This window comes from Nonlabens ulvanivorans (assembly GCF_000732625.1).
Classification (GTDB): domain Bacteria; phylum Bacteroidota; class Bacteroidia; order Flavobacteriales; family Flavobacteriaceae; genus Nonlabens; species Nonlabens ulvanivorans.
The window spans coordinates 266,735-293,118 of record NZ_JPJI01000032.1; the positions used below are offsets into that span (position 1 = coordinate 266,735).

Annotated in this window: 22 protein-coding genes; 13 read left to right on the plus strand and 9 right to left on the minus strand. The window is 35.3% G+C overall.

All coding sequences use genetic code 11. From position 1 onward, the window contains the following. The first annotated feature begins 1 nt into the window (after window position 1). Window positions 2-616: a lipoprotein signal peptidase gene (locus tag IL45_RS08345; RefSeq protein WP_036582712.1), complete on the plus strand. Its 615-nt coding sequence runs from the start codon at window positions 2-4 to the stop codon at window positions 614-616. On the opposite strand, the gene IL45_RS08350 is transcribed toward IL45_RS08345, so the two are convergent. The 6 genes from IL45_RS08350 to IL45_RS08375 form a co-directional block, all read right to left on the minus strand. Beyond that, window positions 613-1,023, minus strand: coding sequence for a response regulator (locus tag IL45_RS08350; protein ID WP_036582713.1), 411 nt, complete (start codon window positions 1,021-1,023; stop codon window positions 613-615). The two genes, IL45_RS08345 and IL45_RS08350, sit on opposite strands and share 4 nt — an antisense overlap. Next, window positions 1,024-2,121 carry a sensor histidine kinase gene (locus IL45_RS08355; RefSeq protein ID WP_051788701.1) on the minus strand — a complete coding sequence of 366 codons (1,098 nt, stop codon included), beginning with the start codon at window positions 2,119-2,121 and terminating at the stop codon, window positions 1,024-1,026. A 129-nt stretch (window positions 2,122-2,250) separates the two neighbouring features. Beyond that, window positions 2,251-2,823, minus strand: coding sequence for a 5-formyltetrahydrofolate cyclo-ligase (locus IL45_RS08360; protein WP_036582714.1), 573 nt, complete (start codon window positions 2,821-2,823; stop codon window positions 2,251-2,253). Then, window positions 2,798-3,778 carry a succinylglutamate desuccinylase/aspartoacylase family protein gene (locus IL45_RS08365; RefSeq protein WP_036582716.1) on the minus strand — a complete coding sequence of 327 codons (981 nt, stop codon included), beginning with the start codon at window positions 3,776-3,778 and terminating at the stop codon, window positions 2,798-2,800. Before IL45_RS08365 ends, IL45_RS08360 begins: the two co-directional genes overlap by 26 nt. Continuing rightward, the gene (rimK, locus tag IL45_RS08370) at window positions 3,778-4,650 is read right to left on the minus strand and encodes a 30S ribosomal protein S6--L-glutamate ligase (RefSeq protein WP_036582718.1); all 873 of its coding nucleotides are present in this window, start codon (window positions 4,648-4,650) and stop codon (window positions 3,778-3,780) included. The genes IL45_RS08365 and rimK overlap by 1 nt, the downstream gene beginning before the upstream one ends. Further along, window positions 4,640-5,077 carry an ATP-dependent zinc protease family protein gene (locus IL45_RS08375; RefSeq protein ID WP_036582720.1) on the minus strand — a complete coding sequence of 146 codons (438 nt, stop codon included), beginning with the start codon at window positions 5,075-5,077 and terminating at the stop codon, window positions 4,640-4,642. The genes rimK and IL45_RS08375 overlap by 11 nt, the downstream gene beginning before the upstream one ends. 190 nt (window positions 5,078-5,267) lie before the next feature. Here IL45_RS08375 and IL45_RS08380 point away from each other — a divergent pair, with 190 nt between their 5' ends. After that, window positions 5,268-6,587: an alkaline phosphatase D family protein gene (locus tag IL45_RS08380; protein WP_036582723.1), complete on the plus strand. Its 1,320-nt coding sequence runs from the start codon at window positions 5,268-5,270 to the stop codon at window positions 6,585-6,587. A 347-nt stretch (window positions 6,588-6,934) separates the two neighbouring features. Beyond that, a complete protein-coding gene (locus IL45_RS08385; RefSeq protein WP_036582725.1) occupies window positions 6,935-7,402 on the plus strand; it encodes a CBS domain-containing protein in 468 nt (155 codons plus the stop codon). Between the two features lie 3 nt (window positions 7,403-7,405). Here the strand turns inward: IL45_RS08385 and IL45_RS08390 are convergent, their stop codons facing one another. Both IL45_RS08390 and trxA read right to left on the minus strand, forming a co-directional pair. Next, window positions 7,406-7,777 carry a DUF2237 family protein gene (locus tag IL45_RS08390; RefSeq protein WP_081866571.1) on the minus strand — a complete coding sequence of 124 codons (372 nt, stop codon included), beginning with the start codon at window positions 7,775-7,777 and terminating at the stop codon, window positions 7,406-7,408. A gap of 76 nt (window positions 7,778-7,853) precedes the next feature. Continuing rightward, window positions 7,854-8,147 (minus strand): thioredoxin, encoded by a 294-nt coding sequence (gene trxA / locus IL45_RS08395; RefSeq protein ID WP_036582727.1) that lies wholly within the window; start codon window positions 8,145-8,147, stop codon window positions 7,854-7,856. Between the two features lie 124 nt (window positions 8,148-8,271). Between trxA and uvrC the strand changes: the two genes are divergently transcribed. From uvrC to IL45_RS08445, 10 genes are all read left to right on the plus strand, one after another. Beyond that, window positions 8,272-10,071, plus strand: a complete 1,800-nt coding sequence (uvrC, locus tag IL45_RS08400) for an excinuclease ABC subunit UvrC (protein WP_036582730.1) — start codon at window positions 8,272-8,274, stop codon at window positions 10,069-10,071. Continuing rightward, window positions 10,064-12,298 carry a patatin-like phospholipase family protein gene (locus IL45_RS08405; protein WP_036585218.1) on the plus strand — a complete coding sequence of 745 codons (2,235 nt, stop codon included), beginning with the start codon at window positions 10,064-10,066 and terminating at the stop codon, window positions 12,296-12,298. Before uvrC ends, IL45_RS08405 begins: the two co-directional genes overlap by 8 nt. A 109-nt stretch (window positions 12,299-12,407) precedes the next feature. Then, on the plus strand, window positions 12,408-13,574 hold the full coding sequence (locus tag IL45_RS08410; RefSeq protein ID WP_036582732.1) for a homogentisate 1,2-dioxygenase: 1,167 nt from the start codon (window positions 12,408-12,410) through the stop codon (window positions 13,572-13,574). A 26-nt stretch (window positions 13,575-13,600) separates the two neighbouring features. Then, a complete protein-coding gene (locus IL45_RS08415; protein WP_036582734.1) occupies window positions 13,601-14,230 on the plus strand; it encodes a CCC motif membrane protein in 630 nt (209 codons plus the stop codon). Window positions 14,231-14,319: 89 nt separating this feature from the next. After that, the gene (locus IL45_RS08420) at window positions 14,320-15,105 is read left to right on the plus strand and encodes a DUF3108 domain-containing protein (RefSeq protein WP_036585220.1); all 786 of its coding nucleotides are present in this window, start codon (window positions 14,320-14,322) and stop codon (window positions 15,103-15,105) included. A 100-nt stretch (window positions 15,106-15,205) separates the two neighbouring features. Beyond that, window positions 15,206-16,171 carry a tryptophan 2,3-dioxygenase family protein gene (locus tag IL45_RS08425; protein WP_036582737.1) on the plus strand — a complete coding sequence of 322 codons (966 nt, stop codon included), beginning with the start codon at window positions 15,206-15,208 and terminating at the stop codon, window positions 16,169-16,171. A gap of 3 nt (window positions 16,172-16,174) precedes the next feature. Continuing rightward, the gene (locus IL45_RS08430; protein ID WP_036582739.1) at window positions 16,175-17,413 is read left to right on the plus strand and encodes a M23 family metallopeptidase; all 1,239 of its coding nucleotides are present in this window, start codon (window positions 16,175-16,177) and stop codon (window positions 17,411-17,413) included. Further along, a complete protein-coding gene (pgi, locus tag IL45_RS08435) occupies window positions 17,410-19,047 on the plus strand; it encodes a glucose-6-phosphate isomerase (RefSeq protein WP_036582741.1) in 1,638 nt (545 codons plus the stop codon). Before IL45_RS08430 ends, pgi begins: the two co-directional genes overlap by 4 nt. A gap of 115 nt (window positions 19,048-19,162) precedes the next feature. Continuing rightward, window positions 19,163-22,393, plus strand: a complete 3,231-nt coding sequence (locus tag IL45_RS08440; RefSeq protein WP_036582743.1) for a TonB-dependent receptor — start codon at window positions 19,163-19,165, stop codon at window positions 22,391-22,393. Between the two features lie 94 nt (window positions 22,394-22,487). Continuing rightward, window positions 22,488-22,919 (plus strand): hypothetical protein, encoded by a 432-nt coding sequence (locus IL45_RS08445; protein ID WP_036582746.1) that lies wholly within the window; start codon window positions 22,488-22,490, stop codon window positions 22,917-22,919. Between the two features lie 100 nt (window positions 22,920-23,019). Here the strand turns inward: IL45_RS08445 and mfd are convergent, their stop codons facing one another. After that, window positions 23,020-26,358 (minus strand): transcription-repair coupling factor, encoded by a 3,339-nt coding sequence (gene mfd, locus IL45_RS08450; RefSeq protein WP_036582747.1) that lies wholly within the window; start codon window positions 26,356-26,358, stop codon window positions 23,020-23,022. Between the last annotated feature and the right edge of the window lie 26 nt (window positions 26,359-26,384).

A 26,384-nucleotide genomic window follows, 5' to 3' on the forward strand; every position in this document is an offset into this window, starting at 1 on the left:
GATGAAGTTATCCAAAGCGATTCTTATTATAATTTTAGTGTTATTAATTGATCAAATCAGTAAGATCTATATCAAACTGAATTATACACTTACTACAGATTCCAACAACCCAATTTATGATCTTAATAAATTCAAACTCATGTTTTATGAAAATGCTGGTGCAGCATGGGGCGCTGAAATTCCAGGAGAATATGGGAAGTTGATTCTAGTTATTTTTAGAGTCTTTGCCGTTTTTGGTATTGGGTATTGGTTATGGAATAGTATTAAAAATAACGGCCACAAAATTCTTATTATATCCATTGCACTTATTTTCTCTGGTGCTTTAGGTAATATTATTGACTCTATATTTTATGGGGTGATTTTTTCTGGTAGTGATCATGGCGCGGTAGCTACTTTATTTCCTGAAAATGGATATGCACCATTAGGATATGGTAAAGTAGTGGATATGCTTTATTTCCCTCTTTTTGATGGTGTATGGCCAGCATGGTTGCCATGGATCGGTGGAGAAACCTTTTCTTTTTTTAACGCGATATTCAACATAGCAGACTCTGCTATAACAATAGGTGTAATCTTATTAATTCTTTTTAGTAAAAAAGCTTTTCCAGAAAAATCTTAGAGTCTAAAAGCACTTATCATCGCCTCTTTTGATATAGGCTTTGTAATAAAGTCGTTTACAATAGCGTGATTACGAGCTTTATTCATTTCTTCAGGATTAATGGTAGAACTTACCACGTTAAGCTTGAGACTACTTTGCTTCAGTTCATTTGCATATGGCTCCAGCGCATCTAGAAATTCCCAACCATCCATAATAGGCATATTAAGATCTAAGAGAACTACCTGTGGTAAAGCTGTTGCATTATTACCCGCAAGAGCTTCTTCAAAATAATCAAAGGCTTGCTTGCCATTTTCAAATACTAATAATTCTTGAGCTAGCTCATTTTTATTTATGAGCATTTTGATCAGACTTACATATAGTTTGTCATCATCAATTATACAGGCTCTATGTATGGTTTTTATAGACATTTATTCAAATCTTATTGAAAACGTACTTCCTTTTCCTAATTCACTTTTAACAGATATATCACCACCTAAAGCTTCAACCTTACTTTTTACTAAAAACAAGCCTACTCCACGGGCATCATCATTGGTATGAAAGGTACGATACATATGAAATAATTTACCTGCATGACGTTTTAAATCAATACCTATTCCATTATCTCTTATAATTAACAGCTTCCGTTTATTCTTAGATTTAGTCTTAACCACAATCTTCAATGGTCTTTCCAAATCTCTATATTTGATAGCATTACTTATTAAATTTCTGAAAACACTTTCTAAAAATGATGGTACGTATTCTATAGAAAGCAACTCTGCAAAATCATAAGTTACCGTTGCGTTTACCGCTTTAATATCTTCTTCAAAATCTAATAACACTCTATTAAATATAGCCTCTATATCTATATTCTCTTTAATCTTTAATTCCGTATTAATAGTCACGACTTCATTCAGATGATGTAATGTCTGATTAAGACTGAAGGATATATCATTTAAGTAACTATTGAATACCTCAACATCACTAGGCTCTTTGACATCATCAAAGGTCTGTAAGGTAAGTTGCAAATTACTGGCATGAGATCTTAGATTATGAGAAAGTATATGAGCAAAATGAACTAGTCTTTCATTCTGAGCTTTAATTACTAAAGCAGCGTTCTCTACTTCTTGAGTGTTTTTTATATACCGATCTACGCTTGTAAAAACTCCACGTAGACCTACAACTCTATCTTCCTGTAAAAATGGATGACAATTAAATCGCACCCAAAGACGTTCTCCGTCAAACTTATTCATTTCTAAATCTAGAATCGTAGAATTTCCTTTTAATGAATCACCTATCAGCTTTTTAAAAACCTTCTTATTGGCAAAAAATCGAGAAACATTATCGATATTTATTTCATAATCATGAGGAATCCCAAGCAAGTCTCTACTCCCAAAATTGAGAATAATCGCTCCGGTAATTAGATTACAACCATAGCCACCCGTTTGAGTCATCGTAGCTATCTCATTTAAGAAATATGACTTGTCTTCTAAGGCATTTTGAAGACTTATTTCATTATTGTTTTGCATCGTTTTTTAGGGGAAAACGTTTATTTCTAACCAGCAATTTAACCGGCCTTTCTAGTAACAACCGAAAAATAAGGTAAAAGTCGCAAACCACCTAGCTCATTTGCGCACTATCAGTAGTCTTTTAGTAAATTATTGCCTGAAATCGTAAATTTCATCAGGACAGACCAACACATCTAATGGGATATCATTAGGATAGGTTTCAATTTGATAATTTAAAGGTTTAACAAAAGATAAACCTATCTTTAATACCGTTGGTCGGCATTTTTCCAAAAACCTATCGTAAAATCCTTTTCCATAGCCTACTCTATTACCCATAGAATCGCAAACCAACAACGGTACAAATACAACATCTAACTGTTTTTCATCAATTGCAATACCGTTACCATCTGGTTCAGGAATACCCCATTTATTAATCAGAATACGAGTGTCATCAGTCAACAAATAATGACTCATACTATAATCTAAAAAATTACTTTTTGATAAAATGACATTTTTATCTTTTCCTTGAAGAGCATGAAGTATGAAATCTGTTTGAACTTCTTTATGTTTTTCTATACTTAAAAAAAGATGATACATTTTAAAATCCCAGATATCCATAGTTAACAACCTATTTGCAATCTGTAAACTATAATCTTCAACCTTTTGAGGACTTAAATCTAATCGCAGTTGTTTATATTTATTTCTGAGTGCTTGCTTCTCCATGATTTGCTGTAATATGGAAGATGGCGTCACCTTGATAAACCATCGGACTTTGATTTACATTAATGATATATCCGGTCTGATTAGACTTTACTTTGTGTCTAAAAGAACCATAAGGATCAGTGATGGTAGCAATGTATTCACCCTTTTCAACTAATCTACCATAAGGCACTTTGGGATGAAATAGTCCAGAATAAGAAGCTCTTAACCACTTTGAACTTTTAACTACGATACTTGCTGGAGTCTCTGGTGGTAATTCAAAAGCTTCATCTAGCATATCTAAATGATGTAATACTCTTTTTGCTCCTTGGACACCTACCCTAACAATATTTTTATCACTCTCAAATGACTTACCACCTTCAAATAATAAATATGTTTTACCTAATTCCATACAGGTATGTCTAAGAGTCCCTTTTAGTTTACCGCTATGAATAAGAAACGGTGCTTTAAAAATTTGAGCTAACTCAAGAGATTTCTCATAACTCGAATCTACTCGCATTTGAGGAGCATTAAAACGCTGGGCTCCACCTGTATGAAAATCCATAACGATATCTACATGAGGCAAAATCTCATTCACAAATTGATGTGCAAATCTACCTGCAAGAGAACCAGATTTATAACCAGGAAAACTTCTGTTTAAATCACGACCATCAGGAAACTCTCTTTTCATGTTCAGAAACCCAAAAATATTGAGCACTGGCATACAGATAATTGTACCAGACTGTGGCTTATTGTAACCTTTGGCAATAATCTGACGCACTACTTCAATACCATTAATTTCATCACCATGCAAACCACCAGTAAGTAGCACTACTGGACCAGCCTTGCGTGCTCTACTAATTATTACTGGTACTTCAATAGCTGTTGAGGTATAAAGCTTTGCTTTATTAAAATTAAGCTTGTAACTGTGTCCAGGCTTAATCTCTGTATCAAGTATGTTTATAATTCTTAACGACATTATACACTTTGCTCTATAAACTTGATGATTTCACGAGCAATATTATAGTTAGTAGCTCCTTCGATACCTTCTAATCCTGGAGAAGAATTTACCTCGAGCACTAACGGACCACGTGCACTTTGTAATAAATCTACACCACAAACTCCTAGCCCTAAAGATTTTGCCGCACCTATTGCCGTTAACTCTTCTTCCTTAGATAGTTTTATTTGTTTTGCGCTACCTCCACGATGTAAATTAGATCTAAACTCGCCTTCCATCGCCTGACGTTTCATTGCGCCCACGACACGATTACCGACCACAAAGGCTCTAAGATCAGCGCCACCAGCTTCTTTTATAAACTCTTGAACGATAACTCTTGACTGCATTGTATTATAGGCCTCAAGAATGGTCTGTGCACTGTCAAAATCTTCTGCGAGATTAACACCTATACCTTGAGTTCCTTCTAATACCTTAATAACCACAGGTGGTCCATCTACCATTTTTAAAATCGCATCAGTATGTTTACCAAAGTTTGTAAAAACAGTTTTAGGCATACCAACACCAGCACTTGATAAACGCTGCAGGCTTTGCAGCTTATCTCTACTACGTACTAAAGCTTGCGAACTCACTGTCGTAAAGCAATTCATTGCTTCAAACTGTCGTACAATTGCAGTTCCATAAAAGGTTATAGAAGCACCTATACGTGGTATGATAGCATCTGGTTTATCTAGCTTTTCACCTTTATAGTAAACGCTAGGTTTCTGTCTTTCTAATTTTATATCACACTTTAATGGGTCAATAACTTTGACTTGATGGCCAGCAGCTTCTGCCTCTTCCACCATTCGTTGTGTGCTATATAGCGTTTTACCGCGTGAGAGTATATTAATTTTCATGTAGGCCTTGAAGATAAGAAACATCCTGTAATTCAGAATCAACGATAAATTTAGAAGATAAAAATTTGCGTCCGATAAGCACCGGATATCTCATTTGCTCTCTATTACTAAGCGTTAATGAAATCTTCCATAACTTACCAAAGAGTCTGATGTTAGCCTGCACTTCATACCTCAATTCAGAAGTACCATTACTACTACGCACACTAGTTATTTCATACTCTTCAAACCTCATTTGCTTGCCATGATATTGCTCGTGTGCTTCATCCAGTAATGTAGCGAGCAGTATACCGTTTTCTTCAACAATATCAGTACAATGAATACTAGAGGTATAAGCACCCGTATCAATTTTTATATCGAGATTTTCGATTTCAAGTTTAGGAAAGTCTGCACGATCAGTGCGACCTATTATAAGTTTCTTTTTAGACACTATTTATCATCGATTAAGTAGGCAAAGATGCATGTAATTTATGAGAATATATCTTTAAGTAATCGTTAATTGTATCATTTGACAAACGCTTTCGCGAAAGCGTATAATCTATATCATATGGCATATAATTAACCTTAGGTTTATACAGGCTATGTAAATTTTTAAGACCTTTAAAAATTAAAAAATCATCATGAAAAAGATACTTCTACTCTTACTCTTTATATCAAGTCTCTCGATAGCACAAGAATCCTTACTACAATCTGGACCTATGGTGGGCTACTCTGATTTTAGAGAAGCGCTTATATGGGTACAAACAAAGGCACCTGCAAATGTGAAAATCGGATACTTTACAGGTGATGAAGACATGCGATTTACAGAAACCGTATCAACTCATGCTGATGGAGATTATATCGCAAAACTATATCCGCGAGAGGTTATCTATGGCGCTACTTACACATACAAGCTCTACATTAATGACATATATGTCCCTAGAGAGTATAAATTAGAATTTCAGACACAAACCCTATGGCAATATAGAACAGATCCACCAGATTTTAAAATAGCTTTAGGCTCTTGCAATTTTATAAACGATCAAAAAGATGATAGACCATCGCCATATGGTGGTCATTATGAAATTTTCAATAGTATTTTATCTAAAAATCCTGATCTGATGCTTTGGTCTGGAGATAATACTTATTTAAGAACACCTGATTTTTTAACTGAAACAGGTATTAGATACCGTCACAGAAACACGCGTGCCTTACCAGAACTGCAGGCACTTTTAGGAAGTGTACATCATTATGCCACATGGGATGATCATGATTATGGACCTAACGACTCTGACCGCAGTTATGTTCATAAAAAAATTACCGAAAAAGCCTTTAATGATTACTGGGGAAATTTAAACACTAATGCTGCTGGAAATGGTGGTGTCACACAGCACTTCCCTTTTAATGATGTTGAATTCTTTTTTCTAGATGATCGCTATCATCGAGCACCTAATAAAGGTATGGATAACCATAAAGACTATTTTGGAGAAGATCAACTAGACTGGCTTATCGATGCGTTAACAGCTAGCAACGCATCTTTTAAAGTAGTCGTTGCTGGTGGACAGATCATAAGCGATGCGGCAGTTTATGAAAATTATGCGACTTATCCAGGTGAAAGAGAACGTCTCTTAAATCGATTACATGAAGAACGTATTGAGCGTGTTCTATTTATAAGTGGTGATAGACATCATACTGAAATATCAAGATTAGAACGTGAAGATGCTTATCCTTTAATAGATATAACTTGTTCACCATTAACTGCTGGAACTCATCAAGCCAGAGAAGAAGGAAACACTTTACAGGTAAAAGGAGCTACTTTTTATGAACATAATTTTGGAATTATAGACGTTACTGGTTCTTATGGAAATAGATCTTTAAAACTGACTATATATGATACCCAAGGCGATAAAGTTTTTGATTATTCAATTAAGCAAAAAGAACTACAGTACCCTAAAAATTAAACGTATAAAAAAACCGTTTCTTTTTTAAGGAAACGGCCTTGCTTTTTTAATTTTTAGACTTGAAGGGTGCAATCGTATTGCACCATAAGAAACAATTACTTCTTTGGAGCTTGTTTCTTTGCCTTTGGAGCTACCGCAGGCTTGGAAGAAGGTTTACCGAAATTTTTCGGGCCTTTTGCTGGTTTATTTGCCATGGTTTATGACTTTAAGATTATGAAGTAAATGTATTCTAGTTCCAGAATATGCAATTCTTTTTTTAGTTAAATTTTAAGTGCGTTTTAGTTAAAAAAAAGACATACTAAATTCATAAAAATTTCTTACCTTACTGATATTCAAAAACATCAATTATGGGTATCAAAAGTTTTGTAGGAAAAAGAACTGGTCAGGTAAGTAGTTCAAATCAGGCTTTTCAAGTAAAAGATTTTATGACTCGTAAATTAGTCACTTTTAATCCAGATCAAGGTATTACTACTGTAATGGAAACCTTACTTAAACAACGTATTACAGGTGGACCTGTTGTCAATGAAAAAAAAGAGTTGGTGGGTATTATAAGTGATACTGACCTTATGCATGTAATAGGCGATAGTCGATATCACAATATGCCCGTCGGTGATCGTAAGGTGAGTGATTATATGTCTAAACAGGTAGACACTATAGAAGCAGAAGCAGACATTTTTGAGGCCGCTACTCGTTTCTTAAAAACAGGTCACAGACGTTTTCCTGTAACTGAGAACGGTAAATTAATCGGTCAAATCTCTAGAATGGATGTTATTATTGCTGCCACAAAACTTAAAGGTGAAGACTGGCAAAAATAACTATTACTCTATCGCATGCTTTTTAAGTAATTCTAAACTAGTGTACTTTAAAGCAGCATCGTCAGTAGCCATAAGATTAATTTGAGGAGCGACACCAGCTTTCTCTGCTTCTAACCATCTTAAAATACACAAACACCACTTGTCACCAGGTTTTAAACCAGGAAAACTATAAGCCGCAATAGGTGTGCTTAAATCATTTCCTCTAGACTTAGTATAATCCAGAAACTCTTGCGTCATCACAGCACAAATTACATGCGTACCATAATCTTCACTTGCAGTACGACATAATCCATCACGCCAGTAACCGGTCATAGGGTTAGTACAACAAGACTCTAATGCAGTTCCTAATACGTTCATTGGTTGATCTGTTTGCATGGTCCTCAGTTTATAAGACACGTTATATTAAAATAAATGCGTCTATTTTTAAGTAAAAAATTACGAGTCTACAAGTTTATGCCTTTGCTATTTGTTCTTTAAGAACGTGTAATGGCTGCACTCCACTACCATTCCAGATCAACTTACCATTTTTATATATCATAAAAGCAGGAACACCACGCACATTCATTTGAGTAGCAAGCGCCTGATTTTTATCTACGTCTATTTTTAATATTCTAACCTCATCTCCTAGATCGTCTTTAAGCTTTTCTAATACTGGCATCATGGTCTGACATGGGCCGCACCACGTAGCAAAAAAGTCAATTAAAACTGGTGTATTTGTTGATATGATTTCTTTAAAACTTGCCATCTTTTATTTGTAAAATTAAAATATTTTCAAAATCCACACCGTTATAGAAATGATAAGAAAATAGGTTGATTTTAATACGCTTTCGCGAAAGCGTGCTCTAGAAAATTCCTAACTTTACATCGCTATGGAATTATCACCGCTCGAGGTTCAAATCAGAATCCTACCTTCTACACCAGGTGTTTATCAATATTATGATAAAGATCACAAACTGCTGTATGTAGGAAAGGCAAAAAACCTGAAAAAGCGCGTTTCATCATATTTCACAAAGAATCACGATAGTTATCGTATAAAATCGATGGTTAAGAAAATCGTGACTATTGAACATATCGTGGTTGAAACAGAAATGGATGCGCTATTGCTGGAAAACTCTTTGATTAAAAATAGAAATCCGCGATATAATATCATGTTGCGAGATGATAAAACGTATCCGTGGCTATGCATTAAGAAAGAACGTTTTCCTCGTGTTTTTTTAACTCGTAGAATGATTAAGGATGGTAGTGAATATTACGGTCCTTTTTCGAGTGTTAAAACTGTGCGTGCCTTACTAGATCTTATTAAAGGATTATATCCTTTACGTACTTGCAAATACGACCTAAGTGCAGATAAGATTAATGCTGGAAAATATAAAGTATGCCTAGAGTACCATATAGGTAATTGTGCTGGACCTTGTGATGGTTTAATGAGTGAAACCGCATATGCCGCAAATATTGATAATGTACGCAATATTGTAAAAGGTGATTATAAAAATGCTGCAAAGCATTTTGAATCACAAATGATGGAGTATGCGGCAAACATGCAGTTTGAAGACGCTCAACGCATTAAAGAAAAACTAGAAATTTTACAGAAGTATCAATCTAAGTCTACTGTGGTTAATTCTAAAATTACTGATGTAGATGTTTTTAGTCTGATATCTGATGAAACACATGCTTATGTAAACTACTTACAATTATCACATGGTGCGATTGTGCGTTCACATACTTTAGAAATCAAGAAAAAGCTAGAAGAGACCGATCAAGAATTACTAGAAATTGCAATCATTGAATTGCGCCAGCGTTTTAACTCTCAATGTAGAGAAATCTATGTGCCGTTTGAGGTAAAGCTAGGTGATCAAATAAAGGTAACAATACCACAGTTAGGTGATAAAAAGAAGATTGTAGATTTATCATTGCGCAACGCAAAATTTTATAGACAGGAACAATTTAAAACTATTAAAATAGTAGATCCAGATAGACACGTTAAACGTCTTATGGCACAAATGAAAGCAGACCTAAGACTGGATGAAGAACCGGTTCATATAGAGTGTTTTGATAACTCCAACATTCAAGGAACAAATCCTGTTGCTGCATGCGTCGTATTTAAAAATGGAAAACCGAGTAAGAAAGATTATCGTAATTTTAATATTAAAACAGTAGAAGGTCCAGATGATTTTGCCAGTATGGAAGAGGTCGTACATAGACGCTATAGAAGATTATTAGAAGAAGGCGAGCCATTACCTCAGCTTGTAGTGGTTGATGGTGGTAAGGGACAATTATCTAGTGGTTTAAAAGCTCTAGATAGATTAGGGCTGAGAGGAAAAATCACCATTATAGGAATTGCTAAAAGACTAGAAGAATTATTTTATCCTAACGATCCAGTACCATTATATCTCGATAAACGTTCTGAAACACTTAAGGTAATTCAACAAATGAGAAATGAGGCGCACCGTTTTGGGATTACACATCACCGCAATAAGCGCAGTAAACAAGCTATTGAAACAGAGTTAGACAACATACCAGGAATAGGAGAAAAAACAGCTGTTGAGTTGTTAAGGCATTTCAGATCTGTAAAAAGAATCAAAACAGCTTCTAAAAAAGAAATAGAAGATATTATTGGTGTTTCAAGAGCACAAAAAATCATCGACTTTTATAAGAATGAAAATGAATAAACACATATGGATTGTCTTAGTATTCATTTTCGCGCAAGCGGATTTTTTATATGCGCAACAAAATCAAAAAGCTAACAAGCAAAAAATAGGTCTAGTATTATCTGGTGGTGGCGCAAAAGGACTCGCTCATATCGGAACGTTAAAAGTCATAGACTCGTTAGGTATTAAGATAGATTATGTTGCAGGAACTAGCATGGGCGCAATTGTAGGTTCTTTATATGCATCTGGCTACACCGGTAAGCAATTAGATTCTGTGTTTCAGACTATTGATTTTGATGATATAATTTCAGATGACATACCACGTGAATCTAAAACATACTTTGAACGCAAGGATAATGAACGCTATGGTGTGACCTTACCCTTTAAGGACTTTAAAGTACAAGTACCTAACTCACTAAGCAAAGGACAAAATATATATAATTTACTTTCCAGATTGCTCTCTCATGTTAAAGATGTGCATGAATTTAGTGAATTACCAATTCCATTTTTTTGTGTTGCTACAGATGTTGAAACTGGAGAAGATATTATATTAGATAATGGTTATTTACCTCGTGCAGTAAACGCCAGTGGTGCCTTACCTTCCTTATTTGCTCCGGTAGAAATAGAGAATAGACTTTTTATAGACGGCGGCGTCACAGACAATTACCCAGTAGAAAAGTTAAGAGCTTTAGGAATGGACATCATCATAGGCGTGGATGTTCAAGATGGACTTAAAAACAGAGATCAACTCAACGGTGCTTTTGATATCCTTACTCAAATTAATAATTATCGTACTATAAATGCGATGAAAGAAAAAGTATCCTTCACTGATATCTATATTGATCCTGATATTGAAGATTACACAGTCATATCCTTTGATCAAGGAAAAGCGATTATTAAAGAAGGAGAAATAGCTGCATTTAAAAAATTAGACCAACTGCAAAAGCTAATTGATGGAGAAGGCTATCATAGAGAAAAATTACCTGCAGTAACAACAGATAGCATATACCTAGCTCAAGTATATATTAATGGTAATGAAAACTATTCTAGAGCCTACATAAACGGTAGATTTAAAATTGAAACACCCGGTAACGTAGCATATACAGACATCAGAGACGGAATTAATAATTTACAAGCCACTAATAATTTTTCTAAAATTAATTATGAAATTATCAATACACCAGATGGTGCTATTCTAGAAATAGGCGTTATAGAAACTACGGTGCGCAATTACCTACGACTAGGTGTTCATTATGATGAGTTGTTAAGAAGTGCAGCATTAGTTAACCTTACTAGAAAAAACGTCTTATTTGATAGTGATGTCGTTTCTGCAGATGTTATTTTAGGTGACAATGTCAGATATAATTTTGATTATTATATCGATAAAGGTAAGTACTGGTCTATCGGCTTTCATAGCGAGTTTGTTCAATATGAAAAACAGATATCTGCTAGTTTTCTAGAACAAGTTACAGATATAGATATTGATGTCAACTCTATAGATCTAGATTACAACGACTGGACTCAACAACTATTTCTACAAACTAAAATAGGAAATGGGTTCAATCTTACTATAGGAGCAGAATATAAATCTTTAAGATTATTCACCGAAACATTGGGCACTAATGCTAACACAGACCAGCGCACGATATTTGAAAATAGCAATTATAGTAGTGTGTACACAAGTGTACTCTATGATACCTATGACAACTTGTTTTTCCCATCTAGTGGTTGGAAAATAGATGGTGATTTACACATCTATTTATATAATAGTAGCAAGGTAGATAATAACTTTCAAGAATTTTCAATGGCCCAAGTTTCTGTAGGTCATGCAAGAAGCTTTGGTAAATGGAGTCTGCGTGGAGATGTCCTATTTGGATTACCCATAGGTAATCCTGGCAATAGTTCTTTTGATTTCTTTTTAGGTGGTTATGGCGCTAGGCGCATTAATAATATACTACCATTTTACGGTTATGATTTTGTAAGCTTGAGCGGTAACACGGTAATGGGTGGACTTATTGAACTAGACTATGAAATCTTTAAAAACAACCATATCATCTTGAGTACTAATTCTGTAAAGATTGATGATTATCTATTTGAAAAATCAGACTGGTTCAGTACAGATGGTTTTACGGGATATGCTATCGGATATGGACTAGAGACATTCTTAGGACCATTAGAATTAAAATACAGCTTTAGTCCAGAGCAAAGTAAAGGTGAGTTCTATGTAAATCTAGGGTTTCAGTTTTAGTACGCTTTCGCGAAAGCGCATTCTCAAAAGTCCACTTATAAATAATTGACTTAAAGCATGGAATCATCTCAGGAATTTCCGAAATTGCTAGTCATAAAAATAAAAGCTCATGCCTTTTTATCACAAGCTAGGAAAAATACCGCCTAAAAGACACACTGTATTCAGAAAACCAAATGGTGAATTGTATTCTGAGCAGCTTTTTGGAACCATAGGTTTTGACGGTATGTCTACAAACTCATACCACGTCCATAGACCTACTATGGTTAAGGAAATTAAAGGACAGTATTCAGTAAAACCTGAGATTGCTTTAGAAAATCATATTAAATCATATCGATTTAGAGGTTTTCAAGTAAAATCTAAAGCTGATTATTTAGAGAGTCGCACTATAGTTCTTACTAATAGTGATGTCAACATTATACTGGCAGCACCACAAGAATCTATGACAGATTATTTTTATAAAAATTCAGATGCAGATGAGTTGATTTTTATCCATAAAGGATCAGGAACATTGCGCACACATTTGGGTAATATAGATTTTAAATATGGTGATTATCTATTAATTCCACGAGGGATTATTTACCAATTAAGGTTTGATGATAAGGATAATAGACTTTTTATCACAGAGTCCAGAAGACCTATTTACACTCCAAAACGCTATCGCAATTGGTTCGGTCAGTTACTAGAACACTCGCCATATTGCGAGCGAGATTTAAGAAGACCCGACACGCTGGAAACACATGATGAATTGGGTGACTTTTTAATGAAGATTAAAAAACAAGACGAGATTTTTGACATGGTTTATGCATCACATCCGTTTGACGTTGTGGGCTATGATGGTTATAATTTCCCTTATGCATTATCCATACACGACTTTGAACCTATAACCGGACGCATTCACCAGCCGCCACCAGTACATCAAACCTTTGAAACAGATGCGTTTGTGGTATGTAGTTTTGTCCCTAGATTATACGACTATCATCCAGATAGTATACCAGCACCATATAACCATAGTAATATTGATAGTGATGAGGTACTCTATTATGTAGATGGTGATTTTATGAGCCGCAACGATGTAGATGCTGGACATATCAGCTTGCATCCTGCAGGAATACCACATGGTCCACATCCAGGAGCGGCAGAACGCAGCATAGGAAAAACTAAAACGGAAGAACTAGCCGTTATGGTAGACACTTTTAAACCTTTAAAGGTTACAAAAGCAGCACTAGAAATAGCTGATGAGGATTATCATAAAAGCTGGCTAGAATCTAGTCACTAATTTTATAAAAACTAAACTTTACACCATTGGAAAACAACACCAACCAAAACTCTTCTAATCAAAATAGGTCCTGGGAAGATAATAACTATTCTAACTCTGGATACGACAGTTCAAAAAGCCATGAACATAATCAAAATCAAGGTGGACAAAACTGGAGCTCACAACCTTATCGCTCAAAATTACCAGCAGATAATAGTGCTATGGTCCTTGCAATTGTTGCGACCGTTTTATTTGTGATTTGTTGTTGTGTAGGCGGACAGTATCTAGCTCTTGTCTTAAGTATCATAGGTTTTGCTCTTGCTCAATCTAGTATGACTAAGTATCAGCAAAACCCAGAACAATATGATCCTGGTAGTTATAAAAGAGTTAGTAACGCAAAGACTTTTAATCTAGTGGTAGGTATTGTAAGTTTAATTTTAATTGTTTTAGGTTTTATAGGGCTATTCAGTAACACATTTGATGAATACAACTACTTAGACATGATGGATGAAGATGAAGAATGGTATAATGATGATTATGAATATGAAGAATCTGAGGTTGAAGACGACTGGTATGAGTACGAAGAAGAAGTAGATACTTTAAATGAAACAACGGACTCTGTTCAAATAGAAGTTGAAGAATTAGAAACAATTATTGAAGAGATTCCACAAGATTAAAATGTGATACCATGAAAGAATCGAGTTTTGGAACGAGTTTTGTATTTCATACTTTGAAACGCATGAAAATGCTTTTAAATCAAAGTATCATGAAAAAATTAATACTTCCTATACTCGCAATATTTATCGCCACAACGGCTTTTATGCCTACCACTGCACCACCAGAAATGGCATTTAAAAAAGGGGAATGGTTCCGTTTTAGAATTCATTATGGCGTTTTTAACGCTAGCTATGCTACCATGCAGGTTAGCGAAGCTAAACTAGAAGGTAAAGAGGTTTATCATATTAAAGGAAAAGGTAAATCTACAGGTTTATTACACCTATTCTTTAAAGTAGACGATCGCTATGAAACTTATATAGATCGCACTACTGTAAAGCCGTATCGATTTATACGCGATATTGATGAAGGTGGACACACTAAGGATATTCAGATAGACTTTAATCATGACACTAGAACAGCTGTTATTAATGATAAAAAGCATAATAAAGTAGAGTCTATGGATATAAAACCTTCTACTCAAGATATGATGAGTGCTTTTTATCATTTGCGCACAATAGTAGATATAAAGACATTAAAAAAAGGAGACGAGTTTAAATTACCGATGTTCTTTGATAAAGAGAATTTTGACTTTAAATTAAAATTCTTAGGTCGTGACACCATTAGAACTAAATTTGGTAAAGTTCCTGCTTTAGAATTTAGACCCTACGTACAATCAGGCCGCGTTTTTAAAGAAGAAGAAAGCCTAACCGTATGGATATCTGATGATGAAAACAAAATGCCTTTAAAAATAAAAGCAAAACTAGCCGTTGGATCACTAACTGCAGATTTAGACGCTTTTAAAGGTTTAAAATATCAATTTAAAACCTTGCCATAGTAGTTTTATCGCTACTGTTAACAACATCCTTCTTAAATCAATAGATACGTTTTAAGGTTTCACAGGTATTATTACATTTGTAGAACCTTAAAATGTTTTCATGTCACAGGAAATCAGTCCAGAAATCGCGCAACGTATTCAGTTGTTAGAAGAAAAATTTAAGAATTCAGGTCAGGACATGCTCTCCTATCTAGATGGACTGTTATATGACCAATACATTACTTATTGGGATTACATAAGATTAGACACACTACTAAGTCTACAGGTGCCATCTACTCATTTTCCAGATGAAATGATTTTTATAGGTTACCATCAGATTACAGAGCTTTATTTTAAACTCATTATACACGAGCAATTACAAATTATAGAAAGTAAAGATTTAACAGGTCCTTTCTTTGCAGAAAAACTGCGTCGTATTAATCGCTATTTCGGTATTTTAATTAGCTCTTTTGAAGTAATGATTAAAGGAATGGAACGCGAGCAATTTTTAAAATTCCGTATGTCATTATTACCAGCTAGTGGTTTTCAGAGTGCACAGTTCCGCATGATAGAATTTTACAGTAGTGATTTAATAAATGTAGTACATCCAGATGTTAGAGAACGCTTCCGCGAAAGCGGTAACGATAACCTTGAAGAACTCTACAATCATTGTTACTGGAAGCAAGGTGGTATCGATATGCATACCCAAGAAAAAACGCTTACACTAAAACAGTTTGAAGAACGTTACACACCTAGATTCTTGCGTATCGCGCATGAGGTAAAGGACACAAATATTTACCAACGATACCTGCAATTACCTGAAGAAGAAAAAACAAAAGAACTAATGGACGCCATGCGCGCTCATGACCAAAACGCTAACATCAACTGGAAACTAATGCATATGGGAAGTGCCCATCGCTATCTGAGAAAAGAAGGCGATCCTATACAGGCAACTGGAGGAACTAACTGGAAAAAATTCTTGCCACCTAGTTTTCAAAAAATTATTTTCTATCCAGAACTATGGACTCAAGATGAGATCGATAACTGGGGAAAACAATGGGTTGAACACGCATTAAACACAAAATAATAGATGAAGAAATTTCTAGTCATCGCCCTAGTACTGGGAATAAGCCTTACCGCTTGTAAAGAAAAAGAAGTTTACGTAGAACCAGAGGTTGCTGAAGTAGTAGTTCCAGTAATGCAATATGGTTTTGACCTTAATAATTATGAAGTAGTTACCGATACTGTAAAAAGTGGTGACACCTTTGGTAATATAATAGATCCACATCTAGTAGATGGTCAAAGTATTTTCAAAGCTGCCGAAGAACTAGACGCTGTATATAGCGTGCGACGTATACAAGTAGGTAAGCCTTATAAAATTTTAAAAAGAAAAGATAGCCTGGGCACACCAGAAGCTTTTATCTATGAGCCTACTAAAATGGATTATGTAGTGCTCAATTTTGCAGATAGCCTTAAAGCATATAAAGATAAACACCCATTGAAATTTGTCAGAAAAACAGCATCTGGCGTTATCAATTCTACACTGTCAGAGGCAATGGAAGAAGAAGGATTAGGCATGGCGGCTATATATGAATTATCAGATATCTATCGATGGTCTATTGATTTTTTTAGGCTCCAAAAAGGTGATCGTTTTAAAATGATTTATACAGAGCGTTACATCAACGATAGTATATATGCAGGAATTGAAAGTATAGAAGCTGCCGTATTTGAAACAGATAAGACACCATTTTACGCGTTTGATTTCAAGACTGACTCCATAAACAACATCAGTGATTATTATGATGAAAACGGTAAAACATTACGTAGTTTTTTCTTAAAAGCACCTGTAAACTATTCGAGAATATCGAGCCGTTTTACAAAACGTAGGTTTCATCCTGTTCAAAAAAGATGGAAAGCACACAAGGGAACAGATTATGCCGCTGCTTATGGAACGCCTATCGTATCTACCGCAAATGGTGTAGTAATCAAATCTGGGTATACACGCGGTAATGGTAACTATGTAAAAGTTAAGCACAATAACACCTATTCTACTCAGTACCTACATATGACAAAACGTAAAGTAAAGGTAGGTCAGCGTGTGAAACAAGGTCAAGTAATAGGAACTGTAGGATCTACTGGGCTAGCAACAGGACCACATGTGTGTTATCGATTCTGGGTAAACGGAAAACAAGTAGACCCATACAAACAAAATTTACCTAGCGCAGATCCATTGCCTAATGAAAAAATGGAAGACTACCTCAATTTCATTCAACCATTGAAGGACGAAATAGATTTACTTTCTTTTAAAAACGACGACCAAGTACTATGAAAAACATAAATCCGACGGAAACAAACGCATGGCTTAAATTAGAAAAACACTTTGAAGGTTTTGACGATTTCAGCCTCAGAGAAGAGTTTAAAAAAGACACCTCTAGAGCAGAAAAGCTTACGTTAATAGACAAGGATTTTTATGTTGATTTATCTAAAAACTTAATTACCGAGACTACAAGGACTCACCTTACATCACTAGCTACAGAGTGTGGTTTAAAAGAAGCTATTAACTCTTACTTTAATGGAGCGATTATAAACGCCACAGAAAAACGCGCCGTTTTACATACTGCATTAAGAACCCCACAATCTAGTGCAGACAGCAGTGTTGTAAGCAATGTAAGTGACGCCATCGAGAGTAAGCAAAAGATGTTTGATTATGTTGATAGCGTCCTGAACAGTAAAACTTTAACAGCTAGTGGTAAAAAATTTGACACCATTGTTAATATAGGTATCGGTGGTAGTGATTTAGGACCAGTCATGATTTATGAGGCTTTACAAGCGTACAAAAATGACATGACCCTTCATTTTGTCTCTAACGTTGAAGGAGATCATGTAGAAGAAGTTCTTAAAAAAATAAACCCAGAAACAACATTATTTGTCATCGTTTCAAAGTCTTTTGGGACACAAGAAACATTGACTAACGCTACAACCATTAGAAACTGGTTTATTGAAAAAATAGGAGCAGATGCTGTTTCAAATCATTTTATAGCCGTAAGCAGCAATGTAGAAAAAGCTGTCAACTTTGGTATCCATCATGCAAACATATTCCCGATGTTTGATTGGGTAGGTGGTAGATTTTCATTGTGGAGTACTGTAGGTATGTCTGTAGCTCTAGGAATAGGGACTAAAAACTTCCAATCATTATTAGATGGCGCACATGACATGGACAACCATTTCAAAAACACTGATTTTGATAAAAACATTCCTGTTCAATTAGCATTAATGACCATATGGTATAATAACTTTTATCGCGCACAAAGCGAGGCTATCATTCCATACACACAATACCTTCATAGACTACCTGCTTATTTACAACAGGCCATTATGGAAAGTAATGGTAAATCTGTTGACCGTGATGGCAACTCAGTTACCTATGACACAGGTAATATTATCTGGGGAGAACCTGGTACTAACTCGCAGCACGCATTTTTTCAGTTAATTCATCAAGGAACTAAATTAATACCTGCTCATTTTATCGCTTTCGCGAAAGCGAAATACAATCAGCCAGATCATCACAATAAGCTGATGGCAAATTTCATTGCGCAAACTGAAGCCTTAATGAATGGTAAAACAAGAGCTGAGGCCAAAAAAGATCTAGAAAAATCTGGTAAGAGTAAAGAGGAAATTGAAATGTTATTGCCTTTTAAAGTATTTGAAGGAGATCAACCTACAACGACCATTTTAATTGATGAACTTACACCACAGAGCATCGGTAAGTTAGTCGCTATGTATGAACACAAAATTTTTACTGAAGGTGTTATATGGAATATTTATAGTTATGATCAATGGGGCGTTGAACTAGGAAAAGTTCTTGCAGACAAAGTCCTAGACAACATAGAAAATAAAGAATATGCCGCCCACGATAGTTCAACAATCGGAATTTTAAAGAGATTTGGAAGCTTAAATAATTAATTTTCTGTTTTTCAACGTGTTACGGTTAATAAGTTTTTGATATTCTTAATGTTAACTTAATATTGCAGGCTTTTTTCGTCAGTATTTTTGCAACTCAAACTATAACTGATTGAAAATGAAAAAATCTTTACAATTTTTACTAGCAATTGGGCTTTTGTTAAGCTCCATGGCTGTAACTGCTCAGGTAACAACCTCGAGTATTAACGGTCGTATCCTTGAGGCAGAGGATGAACCATTACTAGGAGCTACTGTAGTTGCAGTTCATGGCCCTACTAATTCAAAATATGGATCTACAACTGATATAGATGGATACTATCGTGTATCTAACATGCGTACTGGTGGTCCATATACTATTACAATTTCTTATGTAGGTAAGAATGAAGTAGTATTAAACGACATTTATTTGCAATTAGGTGAATCTGAAAGGATTGATGTAACTCTTACAGATTCTACTAATGCACTAGACGCTATCGTTATTGATGCAGTAAGAGATGGTATTTTCGATTCTGGTAAAACAGGTACTGAAACTAACGTCTCACAGCGTGAGATCAACACGATGCCTTCTGTAACACGTGGTATTGGAGATTTCTTAAGAAAAACTCCACAAGCTACTGTATCTGAAGGTGGCGCTATTTCTATAGCTGGTCAAAACAACCGTTACAACTCTATCTTTATTGATGGTGCTGTAAACAATGATGTATTTGGACTTGCTGGATCAGGAACTAATGGTGGACAGATTGGTGTTAACCCGATTTCTATTGATGCTATCGAATCTTTCCAAGTAAATGTCGCTCCATTTGATGTACGTCAATCAGGTTTTACTGGTGGTGCAATTAACGCAATTACTAGATCTGGTACTAACGAAGTTGAAGGAAGTGCTTACTTCTATTTACGTAACGAAAGTCTTGCTGGAAAAACTCCAGTTGGAATTAGTGAAGACAACCGTGAGAAATTAGATGACTTTTCTGCAAATCTTTATGGTGTACGTGTAGGTGGACCTATTATTAAGGATAAACTTTTCTTCTTTGTAAATGCTGAAATCCAAAGAGAAGAAGAGCCTAGACCATTTGATTCTGCTCTTTATAATGGGGATAGTAGTATTGCAGACATCAACGCTTTAAGAGATAATTTAATCAACGTTTTTGGATACAATCCTGGTGGTTATGAAAACACAATCACTGAATTAAACAGTGAAAAGTTCACTATTAAATTAGATTATAACATCAATGATAAGAACACACTTACTGCAAAGCACAATTATGTAAATGGTGAGTCTATCTCTCCTAGTCAAAGTAGTAATAGAGCAATCAACTTTGCAAATGCTGGTGTATTTTTCCCATCTGAGACTCACTTCTCTACATTAGAATGGAATACTACAAATGGTAGAGATCTTTCTAACAACTTAATTGTAAGTTATACATCTGTAAATGACAACCGTGATCCAATCGGAAATCCTTTCCCTAGAGTAAGCATTGAAGATGGTGATGGTGACATTACTTTTGGTTCTGAAGCGTTTTCAACGGCTAACATTCTTGAGCAAAAAATCTTCACGATTACGAACAACTTTGAAATTTCTAAAGGAGCTCACAACATGACTTTCGGTGGTAACTTTGAAAACTATGATATGAGAAACGTTTTTGTAAGACAAAACTACGGACAGTATCAGTTCAACTCATTAGCAGAGTTCAATACTTATTTTGATAATGACCCTTCTAACGATGTTGCTGCAGACTCATACTTCCACTCTTATTCTTTACTAGATCCAGCAGGAACTAGTGGAGATGATATTCAAGCTGCTGCTGCTGCATTTAACTACTCTCAACTAGGTTTATATGCTCAAGACCAATGGAAATTGACTGACAACTTTAAACTTACTTATGGTGTACGTTTTGATGTTCCTTTCTACGATGCAGGTCAAGCAAACGATGACTTCAATGATAGAACTGTTGCTTTATTAGAAGCTGAAGGTAAAGATCTTCAAGGTGCAAGAGTTGGTAAGAAAATTAAAAGTCAAATTCATGTTTCTCCACGTGCAGGTTTTAACTGGGACGTAAATGGAGACAGAAAAACACAAGTACGTGGTGGATTAGGTATTTTTACCTCTAGAGTTCCTCTAGTATGGCCAGGTGGTGCTTATAACAACAATGGTATTGCTGTAGGTGGAACTGCTGCTTTCGGTAGTCAAAACTTTGTTGCAGATCCTTTCAACCAGCCATTAAACGGTGCTCCAGCTCCAGGTAGTGGTGCAAATGGTGGACAGATTGACATCTTCTCACCAGACTTCAAATTACCACAGGTAATGAAGTACAATATCGGTATCGATCAAAAGACTAACATTTGGGGACTTATTGTAAGTGCAGATTTCTTATATAATGAGACGATTAACAACGTATTTTATCAGAACTTAAACCTTAAAGATCCTACATTATCACTTAATAATGCAGACGGACGTCCTTTCTATGATCGTGGTGATGAAATTGATGATACTTACACAAGAGTTATCTTAGGAACTAACACTAATGAAGGATGGTCTTATAATGGAACGTTAAGCATCACTAAGCCATATGACAATGGTTTCTCTGGACAAGTTTCTTATTCTTATGGACAAGGTAAATCTATCTTTGAAGGTACTTCTTCTCAAAACAGTTCTCAATGGAGAAACATCGTAACTGTAAATGGTAAGAATACTGCACAGATTGGTAACTCTGCTTTCGCAGTAGGTCACAGAATATCTGCAAACGCTTCTTATGAGTATAAGTGGAATGATAATTTAAAAACTACCTTAGGTGTGTTCTATAATGGACAACAAGGTGGTGCTTTAAGCTACATCTACCAAGGTAGAGATTTATTAAATGATGACTCAAGTGATAATGCTTTATTCTATATTCCTAGAAACGCAAGTGAAATCAATTTAGTTGATAACAATGGCGTATCTGCTGCAGACCAATGGGCCGCTCTAGATGCTTTCATTGAAGGTAACGACTATTTAGATGGCCGTCGTGGACAATATGCTGAGCGTAGTGGAGATCGTGGACCATGGAACCACATGGTAGACTTAAAGCTTTTACAAGACTTTAGCTTAAACTTCAATGAGAAGAAACACACATTCCAAGTATCTCTAGACATCTTTAACTTCTTAAACTTAGTAAACAAAAACTGGGGTGAGCAATCATTTGTAAACAGCAGTTTTGGTAACGTAGGTATTGTTGAAGTTGAAAGTAATGGCGTTGATCCTGAATTCTCTTTCAATCCAGACTTTGCAGAAAGTTTTGAAAGAATTGATGATGCAGGAACACAATCTTCAAGATGGCAAATGCAAGTAGGTTTAAGATATATCTTCAACTAAGAAAGATCTTAATACATACATTTCATAAAGAAACCCTACTCAATTGAGTAGGGTTTCTTGTTTATAGTTATTTTTGAATTTAAATTATATCACTATGGAAATTATTAAACACGCACACTCTGGCTGGGCATATATCGTCGTAATTGTATTAGGACTAGCTACTATCAATTCTCTTATTGGTTATTTTACTAAAAAAGAATTTGGTAATAGAGACTTTAGTCTAGCACTAGGTGGTCTTATAGTAACACATATCCAATTATTGATCGGTATAATTTTATACTTTACGTCTCCTTGGTTTGACGCATGGTCTGGTGGGATGAAAGAAGTGATGGGCAACTCTGACGCACGTCTTATGTTAGTTGAGCATCCTTTAACCATGATTATCGCCATTACCCTTTTAACAATCGGGTATTCAAAACATAAGAAAAAAATCGTAAGTAATGGAAAACTTAAAACGCTAGCCATATTTTACTCACTTGCCTTTATTCTAGTCTTAACTAGACTACCTTGGGGCCATTGGTTCTAAGATTATTAAAATTACGCTTTCGCGAAAGCGTTCATATTATAACATTAAAAAGCCTTGTTCCTATGTAAGAACAAGGCTTTTTAATTTGTGAACATATTATTTATACTTTTTCTACAGCTGGTAGAATAGCATTTAATACATCAAAAGCACGATCAACGGTTTTCACCTTGTCTATGGTAAGCAATAACCTTAATCCACCTCTAGTTTGTTTCTCTTTCATGCGCAGCACACGTGGTTGCCCTTGTACTGCTTGTAGTATTTTTGAGAATGTGGCACTTTGATAAAAATCACTTTGCTGATCAGAAATGAAATAACCGATGAGTTTATCCTGCTTCATAATGAGCTTTTCGAGTCCCATTCTTGCTGCTATCCACTTTAATTTGATACTGGTTAATAGATCTTCAGCTTGATCTGGTAAATCTCCAAAACGATCTTCTAGATCTTTTTTAAATACTTCTAATTCAGCCTCATTTTTGAGTTCGTTAAGTTTAGAATACAAAGCTAATCGCTCTGTTATAGAATTAATATAGTCGTCTGGGAAAAGTAACTCAAACTCAGTGTCTATGGTGACATCAGTAACGTGAATTTTTTCGACAGTTTCCTCTTTATATAGATCTTTAAACTCGTTCTCTTTAAGCTCTTCAATAGCCTCATTTAATATTTTTTGATACGTATCAAAACCTATTTCATTCATGAAACCACTTTGTTCACCACCTAAAATATCTCCAGCACCACGTATCTCAAGATCCTTCATTGCGATATTAAAACCACTACCTAGTTCTGAGAAAGTCTCTACTGCTTGTATACGTTTGCGGGCATCATCAGTCATCATATCATATGGCGGTGTGATGAAATAACAAAAGGCTTTTTTATTACTACGACCTACACGTCCACGCATTTGATGCAGGTCTGATAGACCAAAATTATTTGCATTATTTATAAAAATAGTATTTGCATTCGGAACATCTAAACCACTTTCTATAATCGTGGTTGCAACAAGAACATCAAAGTCACCATTCATAAACGACAACATTAATTCTTCAAGTTTTTTACCATCCATCTGACCATGTCCTATACCTACTCTAGCATCTGGTACTGAGCGCTGAATCATACCAGCTACTTCTTTAATATTTTCAATACGGTTATGCACAAAAAATACCTGACCACCACGAGAAATCTCATAACTCACCGCATCTCTAATGGTTTCTTCTGAGAATCGAATCACTCTCGATTCTATAGGATGCCTATTGGGTGGTGCCGTTTTAATAACACTTAAGTCTCTGGCCGCCATCAATGAAAACTGTAATGTACGTGGTATGGGCGTTGCTGTTAACGTGAGTGTATCGATGTTCTCTTTAAGAGTCTTAAGTTTATCTTTTACTCCAACACCAAACTTCTGTTCCTCATCTATAATGAGTAATCCTAGGTCCTTAAACTGTATCGACTTACTAACTAATTGATGAGTTCCTATCACGATATCAACCTGACCATTTGCAAGACCTTCTAGCACACTTTTACGCTCCTTTGCTGTTCTAAATCTATTTAGATAATCTACAGTCACTGGTAAATTACCTAATCGCTCCTTAAAAGTTTTTGCATGTTGAAACGCGAGAATTGTTGTAGGCACTAAAACAGCAACTTGTTTACCACTAACTGCTGCTTTAAAGGCGGCTCTAATCGCTACTTCTGTCTTACCAAAACCAACATCACCGCAAACTAATCGATCCATAGGTCGATCACTTTCCATATCTGCTTTTACATCTGCTGTTGCAGAACTTTGATCTGGTGTGTCTTCATAAATAAAACTAGCTTCAAGTTCATTTTGAAGGTATCCATCGGGCTCAAATTGGAAACCTTTTTTAGCACGTCTTTTTGCGTATAATTGGATTAAATCAAAGGCGATTTGCTTCACCTTTGTTTTTGTTTTTGCTTTTAGCTTTTTCCAGGCAGGACTACCTAATTTATATACTTTAGGAGCTTTTCCATCTTTACTAGAATATCTAGTTATCTTGTGTAAAGAGTGTATGGACACATATAGAATATCACGCTCGCCATAAACCAATTTAATAGCTTCCTGTTGAGTACCATTCACATCTATTTTCTGTAGCCCACCAAATTTCCCAATTCCATGATCAATGTGTGTTACATAATCACCTATTTCTAAGGTGTTAAGTTCTTTCAGCGTTATGGCTTGCTTTTTGGCATATCCATTTTTTAGTTTGAACTTGTGGTATCTATCAAAAATTTGATGATCTGTATAACAAGCTATTTTTAAATTATGATCAATAAAACCTTTAAAAAGAGTCATAACCACAGTCTCATACTGTACTTGCGCTCCCATATCATCAAAGATGTCCTTAAATCTTTTTGCCTGCTGCGCTGTACCACAAAAAAGATATGAGGTATATCCATTCTCCTCATTCTCTTTAAGATTCTCAACCAGTAAATCAAATTGCTTATTAAATGCTGGTTGAGGCGTTGTTTGATAAGCAATATTACCAGATTGAGTAGTTAATTCAATAAGATTATATTTTACAAGTTGCTTTTTAATAATGGAAGAGTCACAAAATATTTCTGAAGGTAATAGTTGTCTGACTTCACCCTGCAACTCGCTATACGCCTGTTCTGCCTTGGCAAAAAGAGTATCTAAATTACTATATAGCAACTCAACATTCTCTGCAAAAATCACCGTTTTATTAGATAAATATTGCAAAAAGCTCTCTCGATTCTCCTCTAGCTTTTTATGCTCAACATTAGGTATAATTGAGATTTTTTTGATTTGCTCTTTGGATAATTGTGTTTCGACATCAAACACACGAATGGTATCAATCTCATTACCAAAAAATTCAATACGATAAGGCTCATCATGTGAAAAAGAGAACACATCTAAAATTCCACCACGTACTGAAAACTCTCCAGGCTCTGTAACAAAATCAACTCTTTTAAATTCGTATTCAAAAAGGACCTCATTTGCAAAATCAATGGAAATTTGATCACCTACGGCAATTTTAAGAGTATTCTTTTCTAACTCTTTGCGAGTAACAACTTTTTCAAAAAGTGCATTGGGATAAGTTACAATTACCGCAGGCTTTTTACGAGAGTTGATTCGATTAAGTACTTCGGCACGTAAAAGCACATTTGCATTATCGGTCTTTTCTATTTGATAAGGACGTCTATAACTTCCGGGATAAAAAAGAACTCGATCATCTCCCAACATTTTTTCAAAGTCATTGAGAATATAGGCGGCTTGCTCTTTATCATTTGCAATGACCATGAAAGGCTTTTCTACCTCATCAAAAATAGAGCTCGCTGCGATGGTGAACGCGCTACCTTGCAAACCACTTAAATGTGTATAACCTTGAGATTGGGATACCACTTCTCGCAAACTTTGCGTTTGTGGGGCTTGTGCATATTGCTTAAGAATCTTGTTAAAACTCATAATAGAATCACAAAGATAAGCCTAGA

Excerpts from the sequence above, each read along its gene's own strand:
- IL45_RS08345 (WP_036582712.1), top strand. The coding sequence starts at position 2 with ATGAAGTTATCCAAAGCGATTCTTATTATAATTTTAGTGTTATTAATT.
- IL45_RS08350 (WP_036582713.1), bottom strand. The coding sequence starts at position 1,023 with ATGTCTATAAAAACCATACATAGAGCCTGTATAATTGATGATGACAAA.
- IL45_RS08355 (WP_051788701.1), bottom strand. The coding sequence starts at position 2,121 with ATGCAAAACAATAATGAAATAAGTCTTCAAAATGCCTTAGAAGACAAG.
- IL45_RS08360 (WP_036582714.1), bottom strand. The coding sequence starts at position 2,823 with ATGGAGAAGCAAGCACTCAGAAATAAATATAAACAACTGCGATTAGAT.
- IL45_RS08365 (WP_036582716.1), bottom strand. The coding sequence starts at position 3,778 with ATGTCGTTAAGAATTATAAACATACTTGATACAGAGATTAAGCCTGGA.
- rimK (WP_036582718.1), bottom strand. The coding sequence starts at position 4,650 with ATGAAAATTAATATACTCTCACGCGGTAAAACGCTATATAGCACACAA.
- IL45_RS08380 (WP_036582723.1), top strand. The coding sequence starts at position 5,268 with ATGAAAAAGATACTTCTACTCTTACTCTTTATATCAAGTCTCTCGATA.
- IL45_RS08385 (WP_036582725.1), top strand. The coding sequence starts at position 6,935 with ATGGGTATCAAAAGTTTTGTAGGAAAAAGAACTGGTCAGGTAAGTAGT.
- IL45_RS08390 (WP_081866571.1), bottom strand. The coding sequence starts at position 7,777 with ATGCAAACAGATCAACCAATGAACGTATTAGGAACTGCATTAGAGTCT.
- trxA (WP_036582727.1), bottom strand. The coding sequence starts at position 8,147 with ATGGCAAGTTTTAAAGAAATCATATCAACAAATACACCAGTTTTAATT.
- uvrC (WP_036582730.1), top strand. The coding sequence starts at position 8,272 with ATGGAATTATCACCGCTCGAGGTTCAAATCAGAATCCTACCTTCTACA.
- IL45_RS08405 (WP_036585218.1), top strand. The coding sequence starts at position 10,064 with ATGAATAAACACATATGGATTGTCTTAGTATTCATTTTCGCGCAAGCG.
- IL45_RS08410 (WP_036582732.1), top strand. The coding sequence starts at position 12,408 with ATGCCTTTTTATCACAAGCTAGGAAAAATACCGCCTAAAAGACACACT.
- IL45_RS08420 (WP_036585220.1), top strand. The coding sequence starts at position 14,320 with ATGAAAAAATTAATACTTCCTATACTCGCAATATTTATCGCCACAACG.
- IL45_RS08425 (WP_036582737.1), top strand. The coding sequence starts at position 15,206 with ATGTCACAGGAAATCAGTCCAGAAATCGCGCAACGTATTCAGTTGTTA.
- IL45_RS08430 (WP_036582739.1), top strand. The coding sequence starts at position 16,175 with ATGAAGAAATTTCTAGTCATCGCCCTAGTACTGGGAATAAGCCTTACC.
- pgi (WP_036582741.1), top strand. The coding sequence starts at position 17,410 with ATGAAAAACATAAATCCGACGGAAACAAACGCATGGCTTAAATTAGAA.
- IL45_RS08440 (WP_036582743.1), top strand. The coding sequence starts at position 19,163 with ATGAAAAAATCTTTACAATTTTTACTAGCAATTGGGCTTTTGTTAAGC.
- IL45_RS08445 (WP_036582746.1), top strand. The coding sequence starts at position 22,488 with ATGGAAATTATTAAACACGCACACTCTGGCTGGGCATATATCGTCGTA.
- mfd (WP_036582747.1), bottom strand. The coding sequence starts at position 26,358 with ATGAGTTTTAACAAGATTCTTAAGCAATATGCACAAGCCCCACAAACG.